Raw genomic sequence first — 16,148 nt, 5'->3', positions numbered from 1 at the left:
CAGGTGATGATGCCGCGCGGACACGAGACCGAACGATGACGACCCTGGAACTGATCGCCGGCCGCCACGCCGGCCTTGCCTTTCTCGCCTGGCTGGCCGGCGCGTGCGCGCTCGGCCTGTGGGTAGGGAGGCTGCTGGACGCGAGCCGGACCTCGCCGGTGCGCCGGTCGCGCGTGATGGCGGGGTTGATCGCGGGCGGCGTCGCCGTGTTCGGATTCATCGCCGCCAACGTCGTGACCGAGTCACGGCTGGTGGCCTTCGACAAGGTGCTGGCCGAGACCCTGGCCGAACGCGCCTCGCCCGCCTGGCTGCGGTTCCTGTCCATGCTGACCGTGGCCGGCGACCGGGACTTCCTGCTGGGACTGGGCACCCTCGTGCTGGCCGTGCTGCTGTGGCGCCGCCGCTGGCGCGACGCGGTGCTCTGGCTGGCGGGCACGCTGGGCGCGGCGGGGCTGAACGTGCTGCTCAAGAGCACCTTCCAGCGGGTCCGCCCCGAACACCTGCACGGGTTCACGCAGGAACTGGGCTGGAGCTTCCCCAGCGGGCACGCCACCGGCGCGATGGCGGTGTACGGCATGCTGGCCTATTTGCTGGCTGGCCTGGCGCCGCCGGCGTGGCGCCAGGCCATGGCCATGTTCGCGGCCGGCCTGATCGCCAGCGTCGGCTACAGCCGCGTGATGCTGCAGGTGCACTACCTGAGCGACGTCATCGCCGCCTTCGCCGTCACCGCGGCCTGGCTGATGGCATGCGTGGCCGTGCGCGAGCGGACGGACCGTTCGCGCGTACTCAGGCCATCAGGCCTTCGATCTCGCTGACCTCGCGCACGTCGCCGAAGTTCTGCACGAAGGTCTCCAGCGCCGCCCGGTGTTCCTCGTCGGACAGCGCCGCCAGGCAATCCGCCACCATGATGGGGAAGAAGTCCAGCATCATGGCATCGCGGCCGGTGGACTCGCAGCAGATGTTGGTCTTGGTGCCGGCGATCAGCAGATGGGTGATTCCCGCGCTGCGCAGCACTCGCTCCAGCCCGGACGAACCGTGGGCCAGGGCGCTGTAGCGGTTCTTGGCCAAATGAACGTCGCCGGGCGCGGGCGCCATGCCCTGCCACAGCGCCTCGGAAGCCGGGCGCGGCGCGTTCGCCTCGATGGTGCGGGCGCGCACGTCGGCGGCCACGAAATGGTCGTAGAAGCCGGACCAGTCCGATCCCTGCCCCACCGGCAGGTTCGCGTGGGTGACCCACGCGACCAGTCCGCCCCGGCGCCGCACGATGCGGGCCAGGGCGTTGATGTTGTCGACGATGGACCGGGATTCGGGGACTTCGGCGGGGCTGCCGGGGGCGACGAAGGTCGGCTGCATGTCGATGACGACGAGGGCGGTCCTGGTCGGGTCGAGCCGGTCGTGCAAGTGCACGCGGCCGCGCCGGGCGATGACGCGATCGACGATATGCTGGCGTATCGGTAGCGTGTGCATGCTAGCGACGGCCTCCCAACAGGCTGCCGCCGATCTTGACCAGATCGTCCAGGCCCACCTGCCCGTCGCCGTTCTGGTCGAGCAAGGATCCCAGCAGGCCGCCGCCCAGGCCGCCCTGCTGGCGCGCGGCATCGCGCTCCTGGCCCAGCGTGGTGCCCAGGCTGTCGGCCGACATGCCGCCCGACTGCACGCGCTGCGCCAGGAAGGCCATCACGATGGGAGCGAGCATTTTCAGCAGGTTCGCGGCGTTGCCGCCGCCCAGGCCGGTGGCCTCGCCCAGCCCGGCCTCGGCGCGCTGCCGGTCGGCGCCGAAGATGTGGCCCAGGATGGCGCCTCCGTCCGATTGGGCACCCGCGCTGCCACCCCCCAGGAGCGACCCCAGCATGCCCTCCAGGCCGCCGCCCCCGCCGTGGTCCTGCAGCGCGCCGAACAGCGCCTGCGCGCCCTGCGGCTGGGCCGCGTTGTTGCCCATCGCGCCCAGCAGCAGGGGCAGCGCGGCGCCCACGGCCTGCTGGGTCTGGGCGGTGTCCGTGCCCAGTTGCTGCGCGAGCTGCTGCAAGGGGGCGCCTTGCAGCTGGGACATCAGTTCGTCTGACAGGGAAGAAGAGGCGTTCATGGCGATTCTCGCTGAAGACGCCGGCGCAGTGCCGGCCCAGGGGCCATCGTAGCTCGCCATGCATGAGCGGGCATGGCGTTAACAGACTGATACGTCTGGCGGGGCCGATTGTTTCGGCCGGGCGCCCGCACAAGGGTCAACGCCGCGGCAGCGCCAGGTACGCCTCGCGCACGGCCTCGGTCCCATGGACGCGCTCCAATCGCCGCACGGTGAAGTGGCCGCGCCCCATGTCCTGGAAATGATCGATGAACAACGCGTTGATCGCCCCGCCGCCGATGGCGCCTATCATCGGCACCGCCTGCGCCAGCGCCTTCTCGGACACCGCGATCGAGAAGCGCGAGGCGATCTCGGAGATCAGCCGGACCAGCACCGGCGCGCTGCCCTTGGCCGTGCCATGCTGCGCGAGGTACTGGCTGGCCGAGGCGATGGCCTGCGCCAGCGCGGCGCGGGAGGCGAAGTAGCCGGCGTCGGTCGCGTCGTCGGCCTTCGAGGAACCGCCCAGCGCCAGCACGTGCAGGCACTCCAGCCGCGCTTCGGGCGTCTTCAGGTCCTCGCCCTGGCTGCGGGCGATGTCGGCGATGGAGCGCAGCATGATGGTGGTCGAGATCGGCAGCTCCACGGCCAGCCCCGCCATGCCGAAGGCGCCGCCTGCGGCTCCCGAGGCCCCGGCCGCCAGCTTGTGCCACCAGTCGGCGGCCGCCGCCGGCCGGGTCGGATCCATGGTCTTGACCGCCACGTCCAGGGCCTTGCTGATGGAACGGCGGGCGAGTTCGTCGATCATCGACGACACCCGGTCCGGCAGCGCGGCCAGCGTACGCTCGATGGGCTTGCCGGCGATCCCCGCGATGCGCGCGGCGATGCCCGGGTGCTCCAGCAGGTGCCTGGCCCGCGCCAGTTCCTGCAGATCGGATTCGGAAAGCGGCATGGAAAGTCCTCGAAAGACGTCCGGTTGCATGGGACCGGTACGAGGGCCGGCGGGTTCTGGCCCATGTTAAACAAAAAGGTACGGGCGCGGTCCCTGCGCGCCGGGAGGACTACAATCATTGATCGATCAATGATTCTGGCATCCTCCCATGTCCACGCTTCCCCAGCATTCCGAAGGCCAGGTCCTGCCCTTCAGGCAATCGCTGATGGCCGTCCTCGGCATGTGCTTCGTCATGATGATGGTCGCCATCGACCAGACCGTGGTGGGTACCGCCTTGCCCACCATCGTGGCCGAGCTGCAGGGATTCGACCTGTATGCGTGGGTGGCCACCGCCTACCTGCTGCCGTCCGTCATCACCGTGCCCATCTTCGGCCGGCTGGGCGACTACTACGGCCGCAAGCCGTTCGTGATCGCGGCCATCTTCGTCTTCACGCTGGCCTCGGTGCTGTGCGGGGCCGCCACCAGCATGCTGTGGCTGGTCGTGGCGCGCGGCCTGCAAGGCATAGGCGGCGGCATGCTGGTGGGCTGCGCGTTCGCGTGCATTCCCGACCTGTTCCCCGAGCCCCGCGTGCGCCTGCGCTGGCAGATCATCGTCAGCTCGGCCTTCGGCATCGCCAACGCCATCGGCCCTTCGCTGGGCGGGGTGATGACCGAGCAGTACGGCTGGCGCTCGGTGTTCTACGTCAACCTGCCGGTCGGGCTGCTGGGCATCCTGTTCGTCGCGCGCTTCCTGCCGCGCATCCGCCATCACACGGCCGGCAAGATACAACTGGACTGGCCCGGCGCGCTGCTGATCGCGCTGGCGCTCGGTTGCCTGCAGATGGTCGTGGAACTGCTGCCCAAGGGCGCCGCCTCGACCACGGTACTGCTCCTGGGGGCCGGCAGCCTGGCCGCCTTCGCCGGCCTGTATTTCTGGGAACAGCGCTGCCCGCAGCCGCTGCTGCCCATCGACATGTTCCGCAACCCGGCGCTGGCGGTGCTGTTCGTGCTGGCGACACTGGTCGGCTTCATCATCTTCGCGCTGATGTTCTACGCGCCGCTGCTGCTGCAGGGCGGCTTCGGGCTGTCGCCCCAGGAAGCGGGCCTGCTCATCACCCCCATGGCGGCCTGCATCACCGTGGGCAGCATCCTGAACGGCCGCATCATCAGCCACATCGACAAGCCCAACCGCATGCTGTATGCGGGCTTCGCCACGCTGGCGCTGGCCTGCCTGGGGGTCGTCACCACCCACCACGACACGCCGCACGCGCTCTTCGCGTTCTACATGTTCCTGGCCGGGATAGGCATAGGCTTCACCATGCCCAACCTGACGATCTTCGCCCAGCACACCGCGGACCGGACCCACCTGGGCATCGCCACCGCCACGCTGCAATCGACCCGCATGGTGGGCGGCATGCTGGGCACGGCCATCGTCGGCACCATCGTCTCGCACAGCTACCTGTGGCGCGTCACCGACGTGCTGCAATCGGAGAACGCGCTGCAGTGGCTGCCGCAGCTGCACAATCCCCAGGTCCTGGTGGACCCGCAGGCCCAGCGCACGCTGGCCGAACAATTCGCCCTGCATGGCGGCCACGCCACCGAACTGCTCGAACACGTGCGCCAGGCCCTGGTCTCGGGCATCCACAACGGCCAGATCCTCGCGGTGCTGATCGCCCTGGTCGGACTGTGGCTGGTAAGGCGCGTACCGTCCATCCAGATCGTGCGCCCCGAGCGAGGCAAGCGGCCCGCCCCCGAGGAGGCGCCGTGAATCGCGAGCAACGCGGCCTGCAGGTCATCCAGCGCCTGGGCCAGACCTACCGCGCCATGCAGGCCGGCTTCAGCGGCCGCATCGGCCACGCCCTGCCGCGCTGGCGCATCCTGCTGACGCTGGCCGAGCACGGCACCTGCCCGCAGAAGCTCCTGGCCGAGCGCTGCCGGCTGGACCCCGCATCGCTGACTCGATTGCTCCATGCCCTGGAACAGCTCGGCTGGATCGCCCGTCAGGTGGATGCCCAGGACAACCGCCAGACCAACGTCAGCCTGACGGCGGCCGGACAGGAGGTGGTGGACGAGGCCATGCCCCGGCGAGCCGCTTTTCTGGACGAAGTGCTCCAGGGCCTGTCGGAGAAAGAGCTCGATGCGCTGTTGCGGACGCTGGAAGCGCTGGAGGGCAACTTCAGGCAGGCCGCCACGGGCCCGGCGGGCAACTAGCTTCGCCGATCTATCTGCTTTTTTGCTAAGGCCTATACAAAGAATCCGTTATCCCATGCCGATGCGCCTCCCTACACTGGCCGAATCTTCCTCAAGCAAGGCGCGGCGCAGGCCATGGCAAGAATCGTTCTGGGTATCGGATCCTCACACAGCCCCATGCTCAACAGTCCCGCCGAGGACTACGCCAAGCATGGCGCGATCGACCTGGGCGGCCGCAAGCTGCTGGACCTGGACGGACGCCCGGTCGGCTACGAGACGCTGCTGGCGCGCCGCGGCGACAGCCTGGCCCGGGCGCTCGAGCCGGACGAGCTGACGCGCAAGGCCGCCGCCTGCGACGCCCACATCCGCCACCTGGCCGGCACGATCGACGCCGCTGCGCTGGACGCGCTGATCGTGATCGGCGACGATCAGAACGAACAATACGGCGAAGAGAACCTGCCCGCCATCCTGGTCTACTGGGGGCAGACGATCGCCAACCGGCCGCTGTCCATGCCGGCGGATGCGCCGCCATTCTGGCGCCGCGCGCGGTCCCAATACCACGAAGACGAAACGCCGCGCGAGTATCCCGTCGCACACGAATTGGGCCGGCATCTCATCGGCTCGCTGATGGACGAGAACTTCGACGTCAGCACGTCTCGCCACCTGGCCAAGGCCCATGGCGAGGGACACGCCTTCGGTTTCGTGCACCGGCGCCTGATGCCGGCGCGGCCTATCCCCATGCTGCCGGTTTCGCTGAACACTTATTACCCGCCCAACCAGCCCCGGCCGCGCCGGTGCTATGAACTGGGCCGTGCCATCGCGCGCGCGGTCGAAAGCTGGGACACGCCGGCCCGCGTCGGCATCGTCGCCTCGGGAGGATTGAGCCATTTCACGGTGGACGAGGATCTGGACCGCCTGGTGTTGCGCGCTTGTGCCGAGAAAGACGCGGCCGCGCTGACCAGCATCGATCCGGCTCGCCTGAACTCGGGCTCGTCCGAAATCCGTAACTGGATCACCACGGCGGGCGCGGCCGAACACCTGCGCTTCGCCTGGCAGGCCTACGAACCCTGTTATCGGACCCCCGCGGGAACGGGATGCGGCATGGCCTTCGCGGTCTGGAAACAGGATTGACACCACGGGCCACCCCACCCGACAGGAGCCAGCATGCGGATCGAGCAGAACACGACGGCGGCCGAAGCCCTGCTGATGGCCTTGAAGGCCAGCGGCATCGATTACCTGTTCGCCAATGCCGGCAACGACTTCGCCCTCATCATCGAGGCTCTGGCCAACCCCCGGCTGGGAGACGCCATGCCCGAGCCCATCACCTGCATGCACGAGACCGTGACCATGGGAATGGCGCACGGCCATTACCTGGCCAGCGGCCGCATGCAGGCCGTGATGGTCCACGTGAACGTGGGCATGGCCAATGCGCTGTGCGGCCTGCTGAACGCCCACAGCGACAACGTGCCGGTGTTCCTGCTGGCCGGGCGCACGCCGCTGACCGAGCATGGACGCGACGGCGCGCGGCTGACCCCCGTGCAGTACGGGCAGGAGCTGTATGACCAGCACGCCATGGTGCGCGAACTGGTCAAGTGGGAATACGAGCTGCGTTATCCCGAACAGGCATGCAGATTGGTGTCACGGGCGGCCGCGCTGGCAATGGCGGAACCGCGCGGACCGGTTTTCCTGGGCTTCCCGCGCGAACCGCTGCTCGCCCCCCTGCCGCCGGGCGTGCGCTTCGAACCGTTCCCGGTAGCCCGTCCCTCGGCCCCTTACCCGGATCCGGCCGCCATCGACGAACTCGCGCAATGGCTGGCGCGGGCCCGCCATCCGCTGATCGTGGCCGAACGCGGCGATCCGGCCGGCAAGGTGGGAACATCACTGGCCCGGCTGGCTCAGGCCCACGCCATTCCCGTTATCGAGATCATGCCGGTACGCAACGTCATGCCCTCGTCCCATCCCATGATGCTGGGCCATTCGGCTGGCGACCAGTTCGAGGCGGCCGACGTCATCCTGGTCGTCGACGCGTCCACGCCCTGGGTGGAGCGGCTGCATCGTCCGGGCCCCGGCAAGCGGATCGCGCACCTGGGCCCCGATCCGCTGGTGGGACGGCAGCCCGTGCGCAGTTTCCAGACCGATCTCGCGATCTGCTGCGATACCGCCGCCGGGCTGGATGCCCTGTTGGCGGCCCTGCCGCCACCGACGGGCGATGTCGAGCGGCGCCGCGCGCACTACGCGCAACTGTCCGAACAGCGCCGGCGGCACGCGCGCGAGGAGGCCTTGCGCGGCGGCGGCAAGCCCGTCTCGGGCGCCTACATTTCCGCCTGCGTGTCCGACGTGCTTGGCGACGACGGCCTCTGCTTCAGCGAACTCGGCACCGTGCCGGACTACATGGACCTCAAGGGCCCCAACCGCTATTTCTTCACGCCTTATTCCGGCGCGCTGGGCTGGGGCGTGCCTGCCGCCCTGGGCGCGCAGCTCGCCGACCGCGACCGGCTCGTGGTGGCGTGCGTGGGCGACGGCTCCTACGTGTTCGCCAACCCCGTCGCCTGCCACCAGATCGCCGAGGCGCAGGCGCTGCCCATCCTGACCATCGTCAAGAACAACGGCATGTGGAACGCCGTGCGCCGATCCACGCTGGGCGTACATGGGGACGGTCATGCGGCGCGGGCAGCGGTCATGCCGCTCACGTCGCTCGAACCGTCGCCGTCCTATTCGATGGTGGCGGCCGCCAGCCGCGCCCACGTGGAAGTAGTGGAGGACGGCGCCCGGCTTGCCGGCGCGCTCGAACGCGCGATCGACGTCATCCGCAACGAACGCCGGCAGGCGCTGGTGGAGGTCCGTACGTCCCTTTCGGCGACCCATTGAAGGCCGCCTTCATACAAGACGAGGAGGAGAGCACCATGTTCACGAGATCCCTGATCGCCATGCTGATCGCCGGATGCGCGGCTCCTGCGCTGGCGCAGGCACCGGCCTACCCGAACCAGCCGATACGCCTCATCGTCCCGCATCCGCCCGGCGGCTTCACCGACATCCTGGCGCGCCTGGCCAGCCAGAAGCTGGGCGAAAACGAAGGCTGGCAGGTCATCGTCGAGAACAAGGGCGGCGGCGGCAGCACCATAGCCGAGAACTTCGTCGCGCGCGCTGCGCCCGACGGCTACACCCTCTTCGTCACCGGCCGCGACGTCACCCTGCGCAGCGCGCTCTACGACAAGCTGCCCTATGACCCCGACCGCGATTTCGCACCCGTCAGCCAATTGGTGTGGTCGCCCATGGTGCTGGTGGCCCACCCGTCCCTGCCGGTCGGCAACTTCCGCGAACTGCTCGACGCCGCCCGCAAGACGCCGGGCAAGATCGCCTATGCATCGCCGGGCAACGGCAGCGGCGGCAGATCGGTGTCCAGTATGCTCAACTGGCCGGCGGCCACCATGTCCTTCACGGCGCAGCGCGACAGGCAGGCCAGCCACAGCCCTTCGGCGGCCGTGTACTTGATCGCTTCCGTGCTGCCCAGCTCGATGTCCATGTTGAGCTGGTGCAGATAGGGCAGCAGCGCCTGCTCCACCGCCAACCTGCTGCCCGAACCGCGCTCGCGCAACAACCAGCGCGATTCGCGCAACTGCTCGCGGGTGATGCGGCGCGTGTGCCACTCGGACGCCAGCGGATGCCGTGCAGAACATACGATCACCATTTCGTCCAGCAGCCAGGGGATCGGCTGGATGTCGGCATCCTGGCACGGCCCTTCGATCAGACCCATGTCGACGTCGAAGGCCGCCACGGCCGCCGACACCTGCGCGGTGTTGGCGATAGTGACCTCGATGGGCGTATGCGGCGCGCGCAGCCGGTAGCGCGCCAGCAACCCCGGCAGAACGTAGTTGCCGATGGTGGTGCTGCATCCGAGCTTGAGGGTGGCCGCCGCGTGCCCGCGCTTGTCGAAGAAACCGCGTTCGATCTGCTGGGCGTTGTCCAGCAGCGCCGTGGCCTCGGCCAGCAGGGCGCGACCGTTGTCGTTCAGGATCAGGCGCTTGCCCACCCGGTCGAACAGACGCGTATGCAGCAGGCCTTCGAGCTCGCTCAGCGCCGCGCTGACGGCCGACTGGGACAGGGCGATTTCCGAGGCCGCGCCCATGGTGCTGCCAGTCTTGGCAACGGCAACGAAGATTCTCAACTGCCTGAGGCTCATGGGCATGGGCTGTGCCTGCGATGGGGTTCCTTGGGCGGATCCTGGTGCCGCCGTGCCGGGCATAGGCGACCACTATAATGGCAACCGCCCCCAGCCGCGAACGTGACGATCCCTCCGGCCGACGCGGATGCCGCATCGACGACGGGGCATGACTCGACAGGCGCACAAGCCATGGCATCGCACGCATCGACGGCCGAAGGCGCCGGCACCGGCCGGCCCGCCAGGATCCTGGTCCCGCAAACCGCGGGCACCACCAACGACCTGCTGGCCCGCGCCATCGCGCCCGGGCTGGCATTGCTAGCCAGCCGCCCCTTCCTGGTGGAGAACCGCGAAGGCGCCTCGGGCATGCTCGGCATGGACGCGGCGGCCAAGTCCGCCCCCGACGGCCTCACGCTGCTGAACAACGTCTCGAACACCCTGGCGCTGCCCTACTTCTACAAGAACCTGCCGTTCGACGTGCTGGCCGACCTGGAACCGGTCGGCATCGAAGGCTATGGCAACCACGCGCTGGTGGTGCACCGGAGCGTACCGGTCGAAAACGTGCGCGACTTCCTGGCCTACGCCGCCGAGCACCCCGGCATGGAATACGCGGCGCCGGGCCTGGCCACCCATCATCATCTGTGCATGGCCATGATCCAGGCCATGGCGGGCATCCGGCTGAGCCCCGTGTTCTACAAGGGTTCGGCCGGGGCGATGGCGGACCTGCTGCGCGGCGAAATCCGTACCATGATCGTGCCCATACAGATCGCCGCCGACCACGCGCGTAGCGGCGACCTGCGCATCCTGGGCGCCACCAGCAGGACGCCCTTTCCGCTGTACCCGGACATTTCCTCGCTGCACGACCAGGGGCTGGCGGGGTTCGACGTCGAACCCTGGTTTGCCTTGTGGGCGCCGCGCGGCACGCCGCCCGATGCGCTGGCGCGCTACAACGCCCTGCTGAACGAGGCCATCGGCCAGGCCGAGGTGGGTGGCGCCCTGGCTCGCCACGGCGTCGTGCCCACGCCGGGCACCGTCGACGACCTGCGCCGCAAGGCCGCCGCCGAACACCGGATGTGGGGCGAGGTGCTTCGAAAAATGCAGATACGGCCGGAATAGGCCCTAGCCGCGGTCGATGCGCTCGCCGTACAGTTCCAGCCTGACATCCCGCAGGCGGTAGCCGAGCGTCTCGGCCGCCGCCTCGTACATGCGCACCAGATCGGCCTCGGGCAGCTCGACGATCTCGCCCGTATGGACATCGATCAAGTGCGCGTGCAGGGCGCGCTGCGCCAGTTCCCAGACGGCCCGCCCCTGGGTGAACACGTGGCGGCGGACCATGCCGCGATCGTGGAATTCCTTCAGGATGCGATAGACGGAAGACAGGCTCAGGGCCGGATCCGTCTTGCGGGCGCGCATCAGCAGGTCTTCCGCCGTGGGGTGGTCGGAGGCCTCGTCCAGCGCGGCAAGCACCGCCTGCCGGCCCTTGGTGGCCCGCATCCCGGCCAGCGCAGGCGGCCGTGACGCGACCGGGCTTCGTGGCGCCAGGGTGGGCTTCATCCTAACCCCCGCTGATGTCCCGGGCGGCCTTCTCCAGGACGTCCAGCACGCGCCGCGTCTCGGCCTCGTCCCAGCCGCGCGAATGGAAGGCCAGCGCCGCGCGCAGCGTGTGCATGGCCTGGTGCACCGAGCCCGGCATGGCGCGGCCGGACATCGACTGGGCGGTGATGTTCATGCGGTTCAGCACCGCGTCGACCATGGGCCGGTTTTCCTGCAGGAAGGCGCGGCCTTCTCCGGTGATCTCGAACGACCGCTTGGCGCCTTCCATGCCGGCGGCGCGGATGTGTCCCTGCTCTTCCAGCAGCGTCAGGGTCGGGTAGACCGAGCCGGGGCTGGGCGCGTAGACGCCGCCGAAGCGCTGTTCGAGTTCCTTGATCAATTCATAGCCCGAGCTGGGACGTTCGGCGATCAGCGCCAGCAGCACCAGCCTCAGGTCGCCCGGCCCGAAGACGCGTCCGGCCCGGCCGAAACCGCGGCCGCCATCGCCGAAACCACCGCGGCCGCGGCCATCCATGTCGAACGGGTCGCGGCCGCGATGGCCGCCCCGGCCCGCCATCCACGCGGGCCAGGCGGCCCACATTCTATGAGGGTGAAACATGAGAATACTCCTTCGATACAGTTAAACGATATATCGTTTTTGTGTATCGTATAGGCGTTCTTTTCGATATGCAAGCCCCCATGAGGCCGTCTAGCCACGCTTGCGCCCGCCCCCGCCTTCATCACCGTGTTCCAGCGCGAGCCGGACGAATTCGCGCGCCGCCGCCGTCTGGTAGGCGCCGCGCCTTTGCATCAGCACCGCGGTTCTTTCCAGCAGCGACGGCGTGAGCGCTATGGAGGCGAGGCCGTCCCGGCCGCTGGCGATGGTGGCCGGCAGCAAGGTCGACAGCGAAGTGCGCCGCACGATCTCGATGACCGCGCCCAGCGAGTTGGCCTCCATCAGGACACGGGGACGCAGGCCGTGCCGGCGGCAATAGCGGTCGATCTGCTCGCGCGTCGCGAACTCGGCGGTCAACAGCACCAGGGATTCGGCGTCCAGCGCCTTCAGCGCCATCCGCCGCCTTCCGGCCAGGGGATGCCGGCTGCCGACCACCAGCGCCAGCGTCTCCACCAGCAGCCGCTGCGATGCGATCTCGGGCGAGCGCACTTCCTCGAATCCTATGCCCACGTCGTACTCGTCGTCCGCCAACAACGCCTCGATGCGCTCCTGCGGCATCTCGCGCAGGATCAGCGAGACGTTGGGGTGGCGGGCGTGGAAGCGCTCGACCAGCGGCCCGACCAGATACGAGGCGAAGGTGGGCGTGACCGCCAGGCGCAGCGATCCCCGGCTCAGGTCGCCCACGTCGTGGATCGCGCGCCGGCCTTCTTCCAGGTCCTGCAGGGCCTTGCGGGCATGCTTGAAATAGACGTGGCCCGCATCCGTGAGGCGCGTCGCGCGCCCCGTGCGGTCGAACAGTTGCGCCTCCAGCATCTCTTCCAGCTGCCGTATCTGCTGCGACAGCGCCGGCTGCGAGACATGCAGCGCCGCGGCGGCACGCGTGAAGCTGCGGTGCTCGGCCACGGCCAGGAAGTAATGGATGGGTCGGAGCAGCATGGACAAACCTTATAAGAGAAAATTATCGAAAAGATAATAAATCCGTCTTTTACCTTATTGATGGCGTCACGTAAGATCGATGTCCTGCCACCGGTCCGTCCTCATAGGGAGACAACAACATGAACATGCCCGAGCATTTCCTGCGCATGGCGGTCGATCTCGCCCGCAAGAACGCGGAATGCGGCGGCCGTCCCTTCGGCGCGGTCATCGTCAGGAACGGTTCGGTCATCGGCACCGGCGTCAACCAGATACTGTCGTGCGCCGACCCCACCGCCCATGCCGAGCTGTCGGCCATCCGCGCGGCCTGCCGCGCGCTGGGCTCGCCGCGGCTGGACGGGTGCGTGGTGTATGCCAGCGCGCAGCCTTGCCCGATGTGTCTGGCGGCGATCCACATGACCGGCATGCGCGAGGTCTTCTACGCCTACTCGAACGACGACGCCGAACCCTATGGACTGTCGTCCGCGCCCGTGTACCGCGAGTTGGCCCTGCCCCTGTCCGAGCAGTCCATCCACATCGTCCACTATCCGATCTCGCCCGCGCCGCAGTTGTATGAATCGTGGCGCGCCGCGATCAGCGAGCGCGCCTGACGGATATCGCGCCGGGCCGTCAGGCCTGGTCCGGGAACACGCCGCGATCGGACGGGAGCGGCGCGCCGGGAGGAAGCGCCGCGTTGCGCAGCCACCGGGCGAAGCGGCGTATCAGTTCCTGCTTGGGATTGTCCCCGCGCCAGACGATGTAGCAATTGACGCTGGCCGGAAAACACGCAGCCAGCGGACGCACCAGCCGTCCCGCCGCCGCCCGACGGCGACACGCTGATGCAGGCCTGGCGCACGCCACGATGGAGCCCATGAATGCCACGGCCGACGTGCGCGGCGGCAAGGCCGAGCTCTGGGGCCTCACCCAGGTCTGCGGCGAGATCGCCGAGCGCCTGGCGCCGGCGCTGGCCAACGCGCTGTTCGCCGCGACGGGGGAACGCCTCCGCTCGTTGCCGCTGTCGCGGCACGGGTACGAGCTGGCGTAGGGGACCAGGCTTCCCTTTCCGGGGAAGCCCACCTCCTAGCTGGGCCAGATCGCCATCGCCGCGCTGGCCACCCGCTCCAGTTCCGCACGCTTGGCGCCGTCCCTGGCCTGCAGCGACATCCCCTGCACGACCGTCGTGAAATACCGGGCAAGGGTATCCAGGTCGGCCGCCGGCGACAGTTCCCCGTCGGCCACCCCCTGCTCCAGGCGCTCGCGCACACGCTGGATCGAGGCCAGCCTGTGGGTTCGCAGGAAGGCCGCCATGCCTTGGTTGGCGGGCGTGCAATTGGTCGCCCCCAGCACCACGAAACACCCCTTGGGCCTGCCCGGCAGCGTCAACGCCTTCGCCGCGGCCATCAACATGCCTTCGACCGCCTCGCGCGCGGTCCTGCCCTCGCGCAGCGCCACGTCGGTCATCCCGCCGTCGGTGTGGCGGTAGCGTTCCACGGCCTCGCGGAACAGCGCTTCCTTGCCGCCGAAGGCCCCGTACAGGCTGGGCGCGTTGATGCCCATCGCCGTCGTCAGATCCGACAGCGACGTGCCCTCATAGCCACGCTCCCAAAAAACCTCCATGGCCCGCTGCAAGGCTGCGTCGCGGTCGAAACCGCGCGGGCGTCCCCGTTCAGCCATATTTCACCTTTTTTGTAACGATCAATATAAAAATTCTTGACGCTCCGCGAAGAGGTCGTGGATCATTTTATAACGATCATTACGAAAATGGAGCACAGCATGTCCCGATTGTCAGGAAAAGTGGCCTTGGTAACCGGCGCGAGCCGTGGCATAGGCGCGGCCATCGCGCTGCGCCTGGCGCGCGAGGGCGCGGACGTGGCGATCACCTACGCCAGTTCGCCGGACAAGGCCGAGACGGTGGCCGGCGCGCTGCGCGAGACCGGCCGCCGCGCCGTGGCCCTGCGCAGCGACAGCGCCGAACCCCATGCCCCCGCGCAGGCGGTGGCGCGCGTGGTGGAGGAATTCGGCCGGCTCGACATCCTGGTCAGCAACGCCGGCATCGGCTACTGGAAGGCGCTGGAGGATTTCACCATCGAGGAATTCGACCGCGTGATGGCGGTGAACGTGCGCGCGGCCTTCACCGGCGCCCAGGCCGCGGCGGCGCGCATGGGGCAAGGCGGCCGCATCATCACGATCGGCAGTTGCAATGCCGATCGCGTGCCGGCCCCGGGCTCGACGCTTTACGCCATGAGCAAGTCCGCGCTGATCGGCCTGACCAAGGGCATGGCGCGCGACCTGGGTCCGCGCGGCATCACGGTGAACCTGGTGCAGCCCGGCCCGATCGACACCGACATGAATCCGGCCGACGGCGAACGCGCGGACAGCCTGCGCGCGCTGATGGCGCTGGGGCACTACGGCGAGGGCGAGGACGTGGCCGGACTGGTGGCCTACCTGGCGAGCGCGGAAAGCCGATTCGTCACCGGCACCGCGCTCACGATCGACGGCGGCTACAACATCTGAGGCAAGGGCATGGACGCGAACATGAAGGCCGCGCATACCGACAAGACCATCGTGCTGGCCGCGGTGTGCCTGGCCGGACTCATGATGCCCCTGAGCTTCACGGGCCCCGCGGTGGCGACGCCCGCCATCGCGCGCGACCTGGGCGGCAGCCCGGTCGCGCTGGCGTGGGTGGTGAACGCCTTCGTGCTCGCGTTCGGCAGCTTCGTGCTGGCGGCCGGCACGCTGGCGCAAGAGTTCGAGGGCCCCGCCCGCACGCGGGCCTTCAGCCTGCTCGGCACCACGTTCGGCGTCGGCCTGGCCTTCGGCCCCATCTGGTCGGGCCTGCTCATCGAACACTTCGGCTGGCGGTCCATCTTCCTGACGGGAGCCGTCATCGGCGCGCTGGTGCTGCTGTTCGGCGTGCCGCGCATGCGCGAGACGCGCGATCCCGACGCGCGAGGCATGGACGGCTGGGGCACCCTGACCTTCACCGTCGCCTTGTCCCTGCTGATCTTCGGTATCGTCACCGGTCCGCAGTACGGCTGGACCGGCACGGCCACGCTCGCGCTGCTGGGCGCGGCGCTCGCCATGCTGGCGGCCTTCGTCGCCATCGAACTGAAGCGGGCCCGCCCGATGCTCGACCTCTCGCTGTTCCGCTATCCGCGCTTCGTGGGCGTGCAACTGCTGCCCCTGGCGACCGCCGTGTGCTATGTCGTCCTGCTGATACTGCTCCCGATAGGCTTCATCGGCGTGGAGGGCTACTCCGAACTGAAGGCCGGCATGATGATGATTCCGCTCTCGCTGCCCATGGCCATCGTCCCCTTCCTGGCCGGGCTGCTGGCGCGCAGGTATCCCGCCGGCGCCCTCTCGGCCGGAGGCCTGGTGATAGCCGCGGCGGGCCTGGCCTGGCTGGCCACGATGCCGGTGGGGCAGCAATCGATGGCCATCATCTGGCCGATGCTGCTGATAGGTATCGGCACGGGCTTGCCATGGGGCTTGATGGATGACCTTTCGGTCAGCGTCGTGCCCAAGGAACGCGCCGGCATGGCGACCGGCATCTTCTCGACCATGCGGCTGGCCGGCGAAGCGGTGGCGCTGGCGGGGTAATGCCCCCTGTAAAGCCTGGGAGTCAGAAGTAGAATTTTCTCGAACAGGGAGTTCTACAGATGAAGCGATCGAAGTTCACGGATAGCCAGAT

Annotated in this window: 18 protein-coding genes and 2 pseudogenes; 11 read left to right on the top strand and 9 right to left on the bottom strand. The window is 68.7% G+C overall.

Annotated features, from left to right (window positions below):
• Positions 1–35 precede the first annotated feature (35 nt).
• Positions 36–815 carry a phosphatase PAP2 family protein gene (locus ABD104_RS24685; RefSeq protein WP_165963149.1) on the top strand — a complete coding sequence of 260 codons (780 nt, stop codon included), beginning with the start codon at positions 36–38 and terminating at the stop codon, positions 813–815.
• On the opposite strand, the gene ABD104_RS24680 is transcribed toward ABD104_RS24685, so the two are convergent.
• The 3 genes from ABD104_RS24680 to ABD104_RS24670 all read right to left on the bottom strand — a co-directional run bounded on the left by ABD104_RS24680 (position 787) and on the right by ABD104_RS24670 (position 3,008).
• Positions 787–1,467, bottom strand: coding sequence for an isochorismatase family protein (locus ABD104_RS24680; protein ID WP_087838464.1), 681 nt, complete (start codon positions 1,465–1,467; stop codon positions 787–789). The two genes, ABD104_RS24685 and ABD104_RS24680, sit on opposite strands and share 29 nt — an antisense overlap.
• Position 1,468: 1 nt before the next feature.
• Positions 1,469–2,083, bottom strand: a complete 615-nt coding sequence (locus ABD104_RS24675; RefSeq protein ID WP_087838465.1) for a DUF937 domain-containing protein — start codon at positions 2,081–2,083, stop codon at positions 1,469–1,471.
• Positions 2,084–2,219: 136 nt separating this feature from the next.
• The gene (locus tag ABD104_RS24670) at positions 2,220–3,008 is read right to left on the bottom strand and encodes an EcsC family protein (protein ID WP_087838466.1); all 789 of its coding nucleotides are present in this window, start codon (positions 3,006–3,008) and stop codon (positions 2,220–2,222) included.
• A 148-nt stretch (positions 3,009–3,156) separates the two neighbouring features.
• Between ABD104_RS24670 and ABD104_RS24665 the strand changes: the two genes are divergently transcribed.
• The 5 genes and pseudogenes from ABD104_RS24665 to ABD104_RS24645 form a co-directional block, all read left to right on the top strand.
• Positions 3,157–4,755, top strand: coding sequence for an MDR family MFS transporter (locus ABD104_RS24665; protein ID WP_132979764.1), 1,599 nt, complete (start codon positions 3,157–3,159; stop codon positions 4,753–4,755).
• Complete coding sequence (locus tag ABD104_RS24660) at positions 4,752–5,198, top strand: MarR family winged helix-turn-helix transcriptional regulator (RefSeq protein WP_132979763.1); 447 nt, start codon at positions 4,752–4,754, stop codon at positions 5,196–5,198. The genes ABD104_RS24665 and ABD104_RS24660 overlap by 4 nt, the downstream gene beginning before the upstream one ends.
• Before the next feature lie 114 nt (positions 5,199–5,312).
• A complete protein-coding gene (locus ABD104_RS24655; protein WP_343928389.1) occupies positions 5,313–6,308 on the top strand; it encodes a DODA-type extradiol aromatic ring-opening family dioxygenase in 996 nt (331 codons plus the stop codon).
• Positions 6,309–6,341: 33 nt separating this feature from the next.
• Positions 6,342–8,045, top strand: a complete 1,704-nt coding sequence (locus ABD104_RS24650; protein WP_343928388.1) for a thiamine pyrophosphate-requiring protein — start codon at positions 6,342–6,344, stop codon at positions 8,043–8,045.
• A gap of 35 nt (positions 8,046–8,080) precedes the next feature.
• Positions 8,081–8,509, top strand: a pseudogene (locus tag ABD104_RS24645) (tripartite tricarboxylate transporter substrate-binding protein); the annotation flags it as partial.
• Between the two features lie 26 nt (positions 8,510–8,535).
• On the opposite strand, the gene ABD104_RS24640 reads toward ABD104_RS24645, so the two are convergent.
• Positions 8,536–9,363 (bottom strand): LysR family transcriptional regulator, encoded by an 828-nt coding sequence (locus tag ABD104_RS24640; RefSeq protein WP_343928387.1) that lies wholly within the window; start codon positions 9,361–9,363, stop codon positions 8,536–8,538.
• A gap of 165 nt (positions 9,364–9,528) precedes the next feature.
• On the opposite strand from ABD104_RS24640, the gene ABD104_RS24635 reads away from it, so the two are divergent.
• Entirely contained in the window at positions 9,529–10,452 is a 924-nt protein-coding gene (locus ABD104_RS24635; protein WP_132979759.1) for a Bug family tripartite tricarboxylate transporter substrate binding protein, read from the top strand.
• A 3-nt stretch (positions 10,453–10,455) separates the two neighbouring features.
• On the opposite strand, the gene ABD104_RS24630 is transcribed toward ABD104_RS24635, so the two are convergent.
• From ABD104_RS24630 to cynR, 3 genes are all read right to left on the bottom strand, one after another.
• Positions 10,456–10,890: a Fur family transcriptional regulator gene (locus tag ABD104_RS24630; RefSeq protein ID WP_343928386.1), complete on the bottom strand. Its 435-nt coding sequence runs from the start codon at positions 10,888–10,890 to the stop codon at positions 10,456–10,458.
• 1 nt (position 10,891) lies between these two features.
• Positions 10,892–11,488 carry a PadR family transcriptional regulator gene (locus ABD104_RS24625; RefSeq protein WP_087838470.1) on the bottom strand — a complete coding sequence of 199 codons (597 nt, stop codon included), beginning with the start codon at positions 11,486–11,488 and terminating at the stop codon, positions 10,892–10,894.
• Between the two features lie 90 nt (positions 11,489–11,578).
• Positions 11,579–12,481: a transcriptional regulator CynR gene (gene cynR, locus ABD104_RS24620; protein WP_087838471.1), complete on the bottom strand. Its 903-nt coding sequence runs from the start codon at positions 12,479–12,481 to the stop codon at positions 11,579–11,581.
• 119 nt (positions 12,482–12,600) lie between these two features.
• Here cynR and ABD104_RS24615 point away from each other — a divergent pair, with 119 nt between their 5' ends.
• A complete protein-coding gene (locus ABD104_RS24615; RefSeq protein ID WP_087838472.1) occupies positions 12,601–13,068 on the top strand; it encodes a nucleoside deaminase in 468 nt (155 codons plus the stop codon).
• 19 nt (positions 13,069–13,087) lie between these two features.
• Here the strand turns inward: ABD104_RS24615 and ABD104_RS24610 are convergent, their stop codons facing one another.
• Positions 13,088–13,261, bottom strand: a complete 174-nt coding sequence (locus ABD104_RS24610) for a hypothetical protein (RefSeq protein WP_243724512.1) — start codon at positions 13,259–13,261, stop codon at positions 13,088–13,090.
• A 58-nt stretch (positions 13,262–13,319) separates the two neighbouring features.
• Here ABD104_RS24610 and ABD104_RS24605 point away from each other — a divergent pair, with 58 nt between their 5' ends.
• Positions 13,320–13,502, top strand: coding sequence for a hypothetical protein (locus ABD104_RS24605; protein ID WP_165963131.1), 183 nt, complete (start codon positions 13,320–13,322; stop codon positions 13,500–13,502).
• 35 nt (positions 13,503–13,537) lie between these two features.
• Here ABD104_RS24605 and ABD104_RS24600 read toward each other — a convergent pair whose 3' ends face one another.
• On the bottom strand, positions 13,538–14,131 hold the full coding sequence (locus ABD104_RS24600) for a TetR/AcrR family transcriptional regulator (RefSeq protein ID WP_087838473.1): 594 nt from the start codon (positions 14,129–14,131) through the stop codon (positions 13,538–13,540).
• A gap of 99 nt (positions 14,132–14,230) precedes the next feature.
• On the opposite strand from ABD104_RS24600, the gene ABD104_RS24595 reads away from it, so the two are divergent.
• Positions 14,231–14,971 (top strand): 3-oxoacyl-ACP reductase family protein, encoded by a 741-nt coding sequence (locus ABD104_RS24595; protein WP_132979756.1) that lies wholly within the window; start codon positions 14,231–14,233, stop codon positions 14,969–14,971.
• A 9-nt stretch (positions 14,972–14,980) separates the two neighbouring features.
• Positions 14,981–16,051: pseudogene (locus ABD104_RS24590) on the top strand (MFS transporter); the annotation flags it as partial.
• Positions 16,052–16,148: the final 97 nt, after the last annotated feature.

Origin of the sequence: Pigmentiphaga daeguensis (assembly GCF_039523035.1) — a bacterium.
Taxonomy (GTDB): domain Bacteria; phylum Pseudomonadota; class Gammaproteobacteria; order Burkholderiales; family Burkholderiaceae_B; genus Pigmentiphaga; species Pigmentiphaga daeguensis.
The sequence above is the reverse complement of the archived record's forward strand: the minus strand, read 5'-3'. Positions and strand labels throughout refer to the sequence as shown.

Coding starts and splice junctions, on each gene's coding strand:
- ABD104_RS24685 (WP_165963149.1), top strand. CDS start 36: ATGACGACCCTGGAACTGATCGCCGGCCGCCACGCCGGCCTTGCCTTT.
- ABD104_RS24680 (WP_087838464.1), bottom strand. CDS start 1,467: ATGCACACGCTACCGATACGCCAGCATATCGTCGATCGCGTCATCGCC.
- ABD104_RS24675 (WP_087838465.1), bottom strand. CDS start 2,083: ATGAACGCCTCTTCTTCCCTGTCAGACGAACTGATGTCCCAGCTGCAA.
- ABD104_RS24670 (WP_087838466.1), bottom strand. CDS start 3,008: ATGCCGCTTTCCGAATCCGATCTGCAGGAACTGGCGCGGGCCAGGCAC.
- ABD104_RS24665 (WP_132979764.1), top strand. CDS start 3,157: ATGTCCACGCTTCCCCAGCATTCCGAAGGCCAGGTCCTGCCCTTCAGG.
- ABD104_RS24655 (WP_343928389.1), top strand. CDS start 5,313: ATGGCAAGAATCGTTCTGGGTATCGGATCCTCACACAGCCCCATGCTC.
- ABD104_RS24650 (WP_343928388.1), top strand. CDS start 6,342: ATGCGGATCGAGCAGAACACGACGGCGGCCGAAGCCCTGCTGATGGCC.
- ABD104_RS24640 (WP_343928387.1), bottom strand. CDS start 9,363: ATGCCCATGAGCCTCAGGCAGTTGAGAATCTTCGTTGCCGTTGCCAAG.
- ABD104_RS24635 (WP_132979759.1), top strand. CDS start 9,529: ATGGCATCGCACGCATCGACGGCCGAAGGCGCCGGCACCGGCCGGCCC.
- ABD104_RS24630 (WP_343928386.1), bottom strand. CDS start 10,890: ATGAAGCCCACCCTGGCGCCACGAAGCCCGGTCGCGTCACGGCCGCCT.
- ABD104_RS24625 (WP_087838470.1), bottom strand. CDS start 11,488: ATGTTTCACCCTCATAGAATGTGGGCCGCCTGGCCCGCGTGGATGGCG.
- cynR (WP_087838471.1), bottom strand. CDS start 12,481: ATGCTGCTCCGACCCATCCATTACTTCCTGGCCGTGGCCGAGCACCGC.
- ABD104_RS24615 (WP_087838472.1), top strand. CDS start 12,601: ATGAACATGCCCGAGCATTTCCTGCGCATGGCGGTCGATCTCGCCCGC.
- ABD104_RS24605 (WP_165963131.1), top strand. CDS start 13,320: ATGGAGCCCATGAATGCCACGGCCGACGTGCGCGGCGGCAAGGCCGAG.
- ABD104_RS24600 (WP_087838473.1), bottom strand. CDS start 14,131: ATGGCTGAACGGGGACGCCCGCGCGGTTTCGACCGCGACGCAGCCTTG.
- ABD104_RS24595 (WP_132979756.1), top strand. CDS start 14,231: ATGTCCCGATTGTCAGGAAAAGTGGCCTTGGTAACCGGCGCGAGCCGT.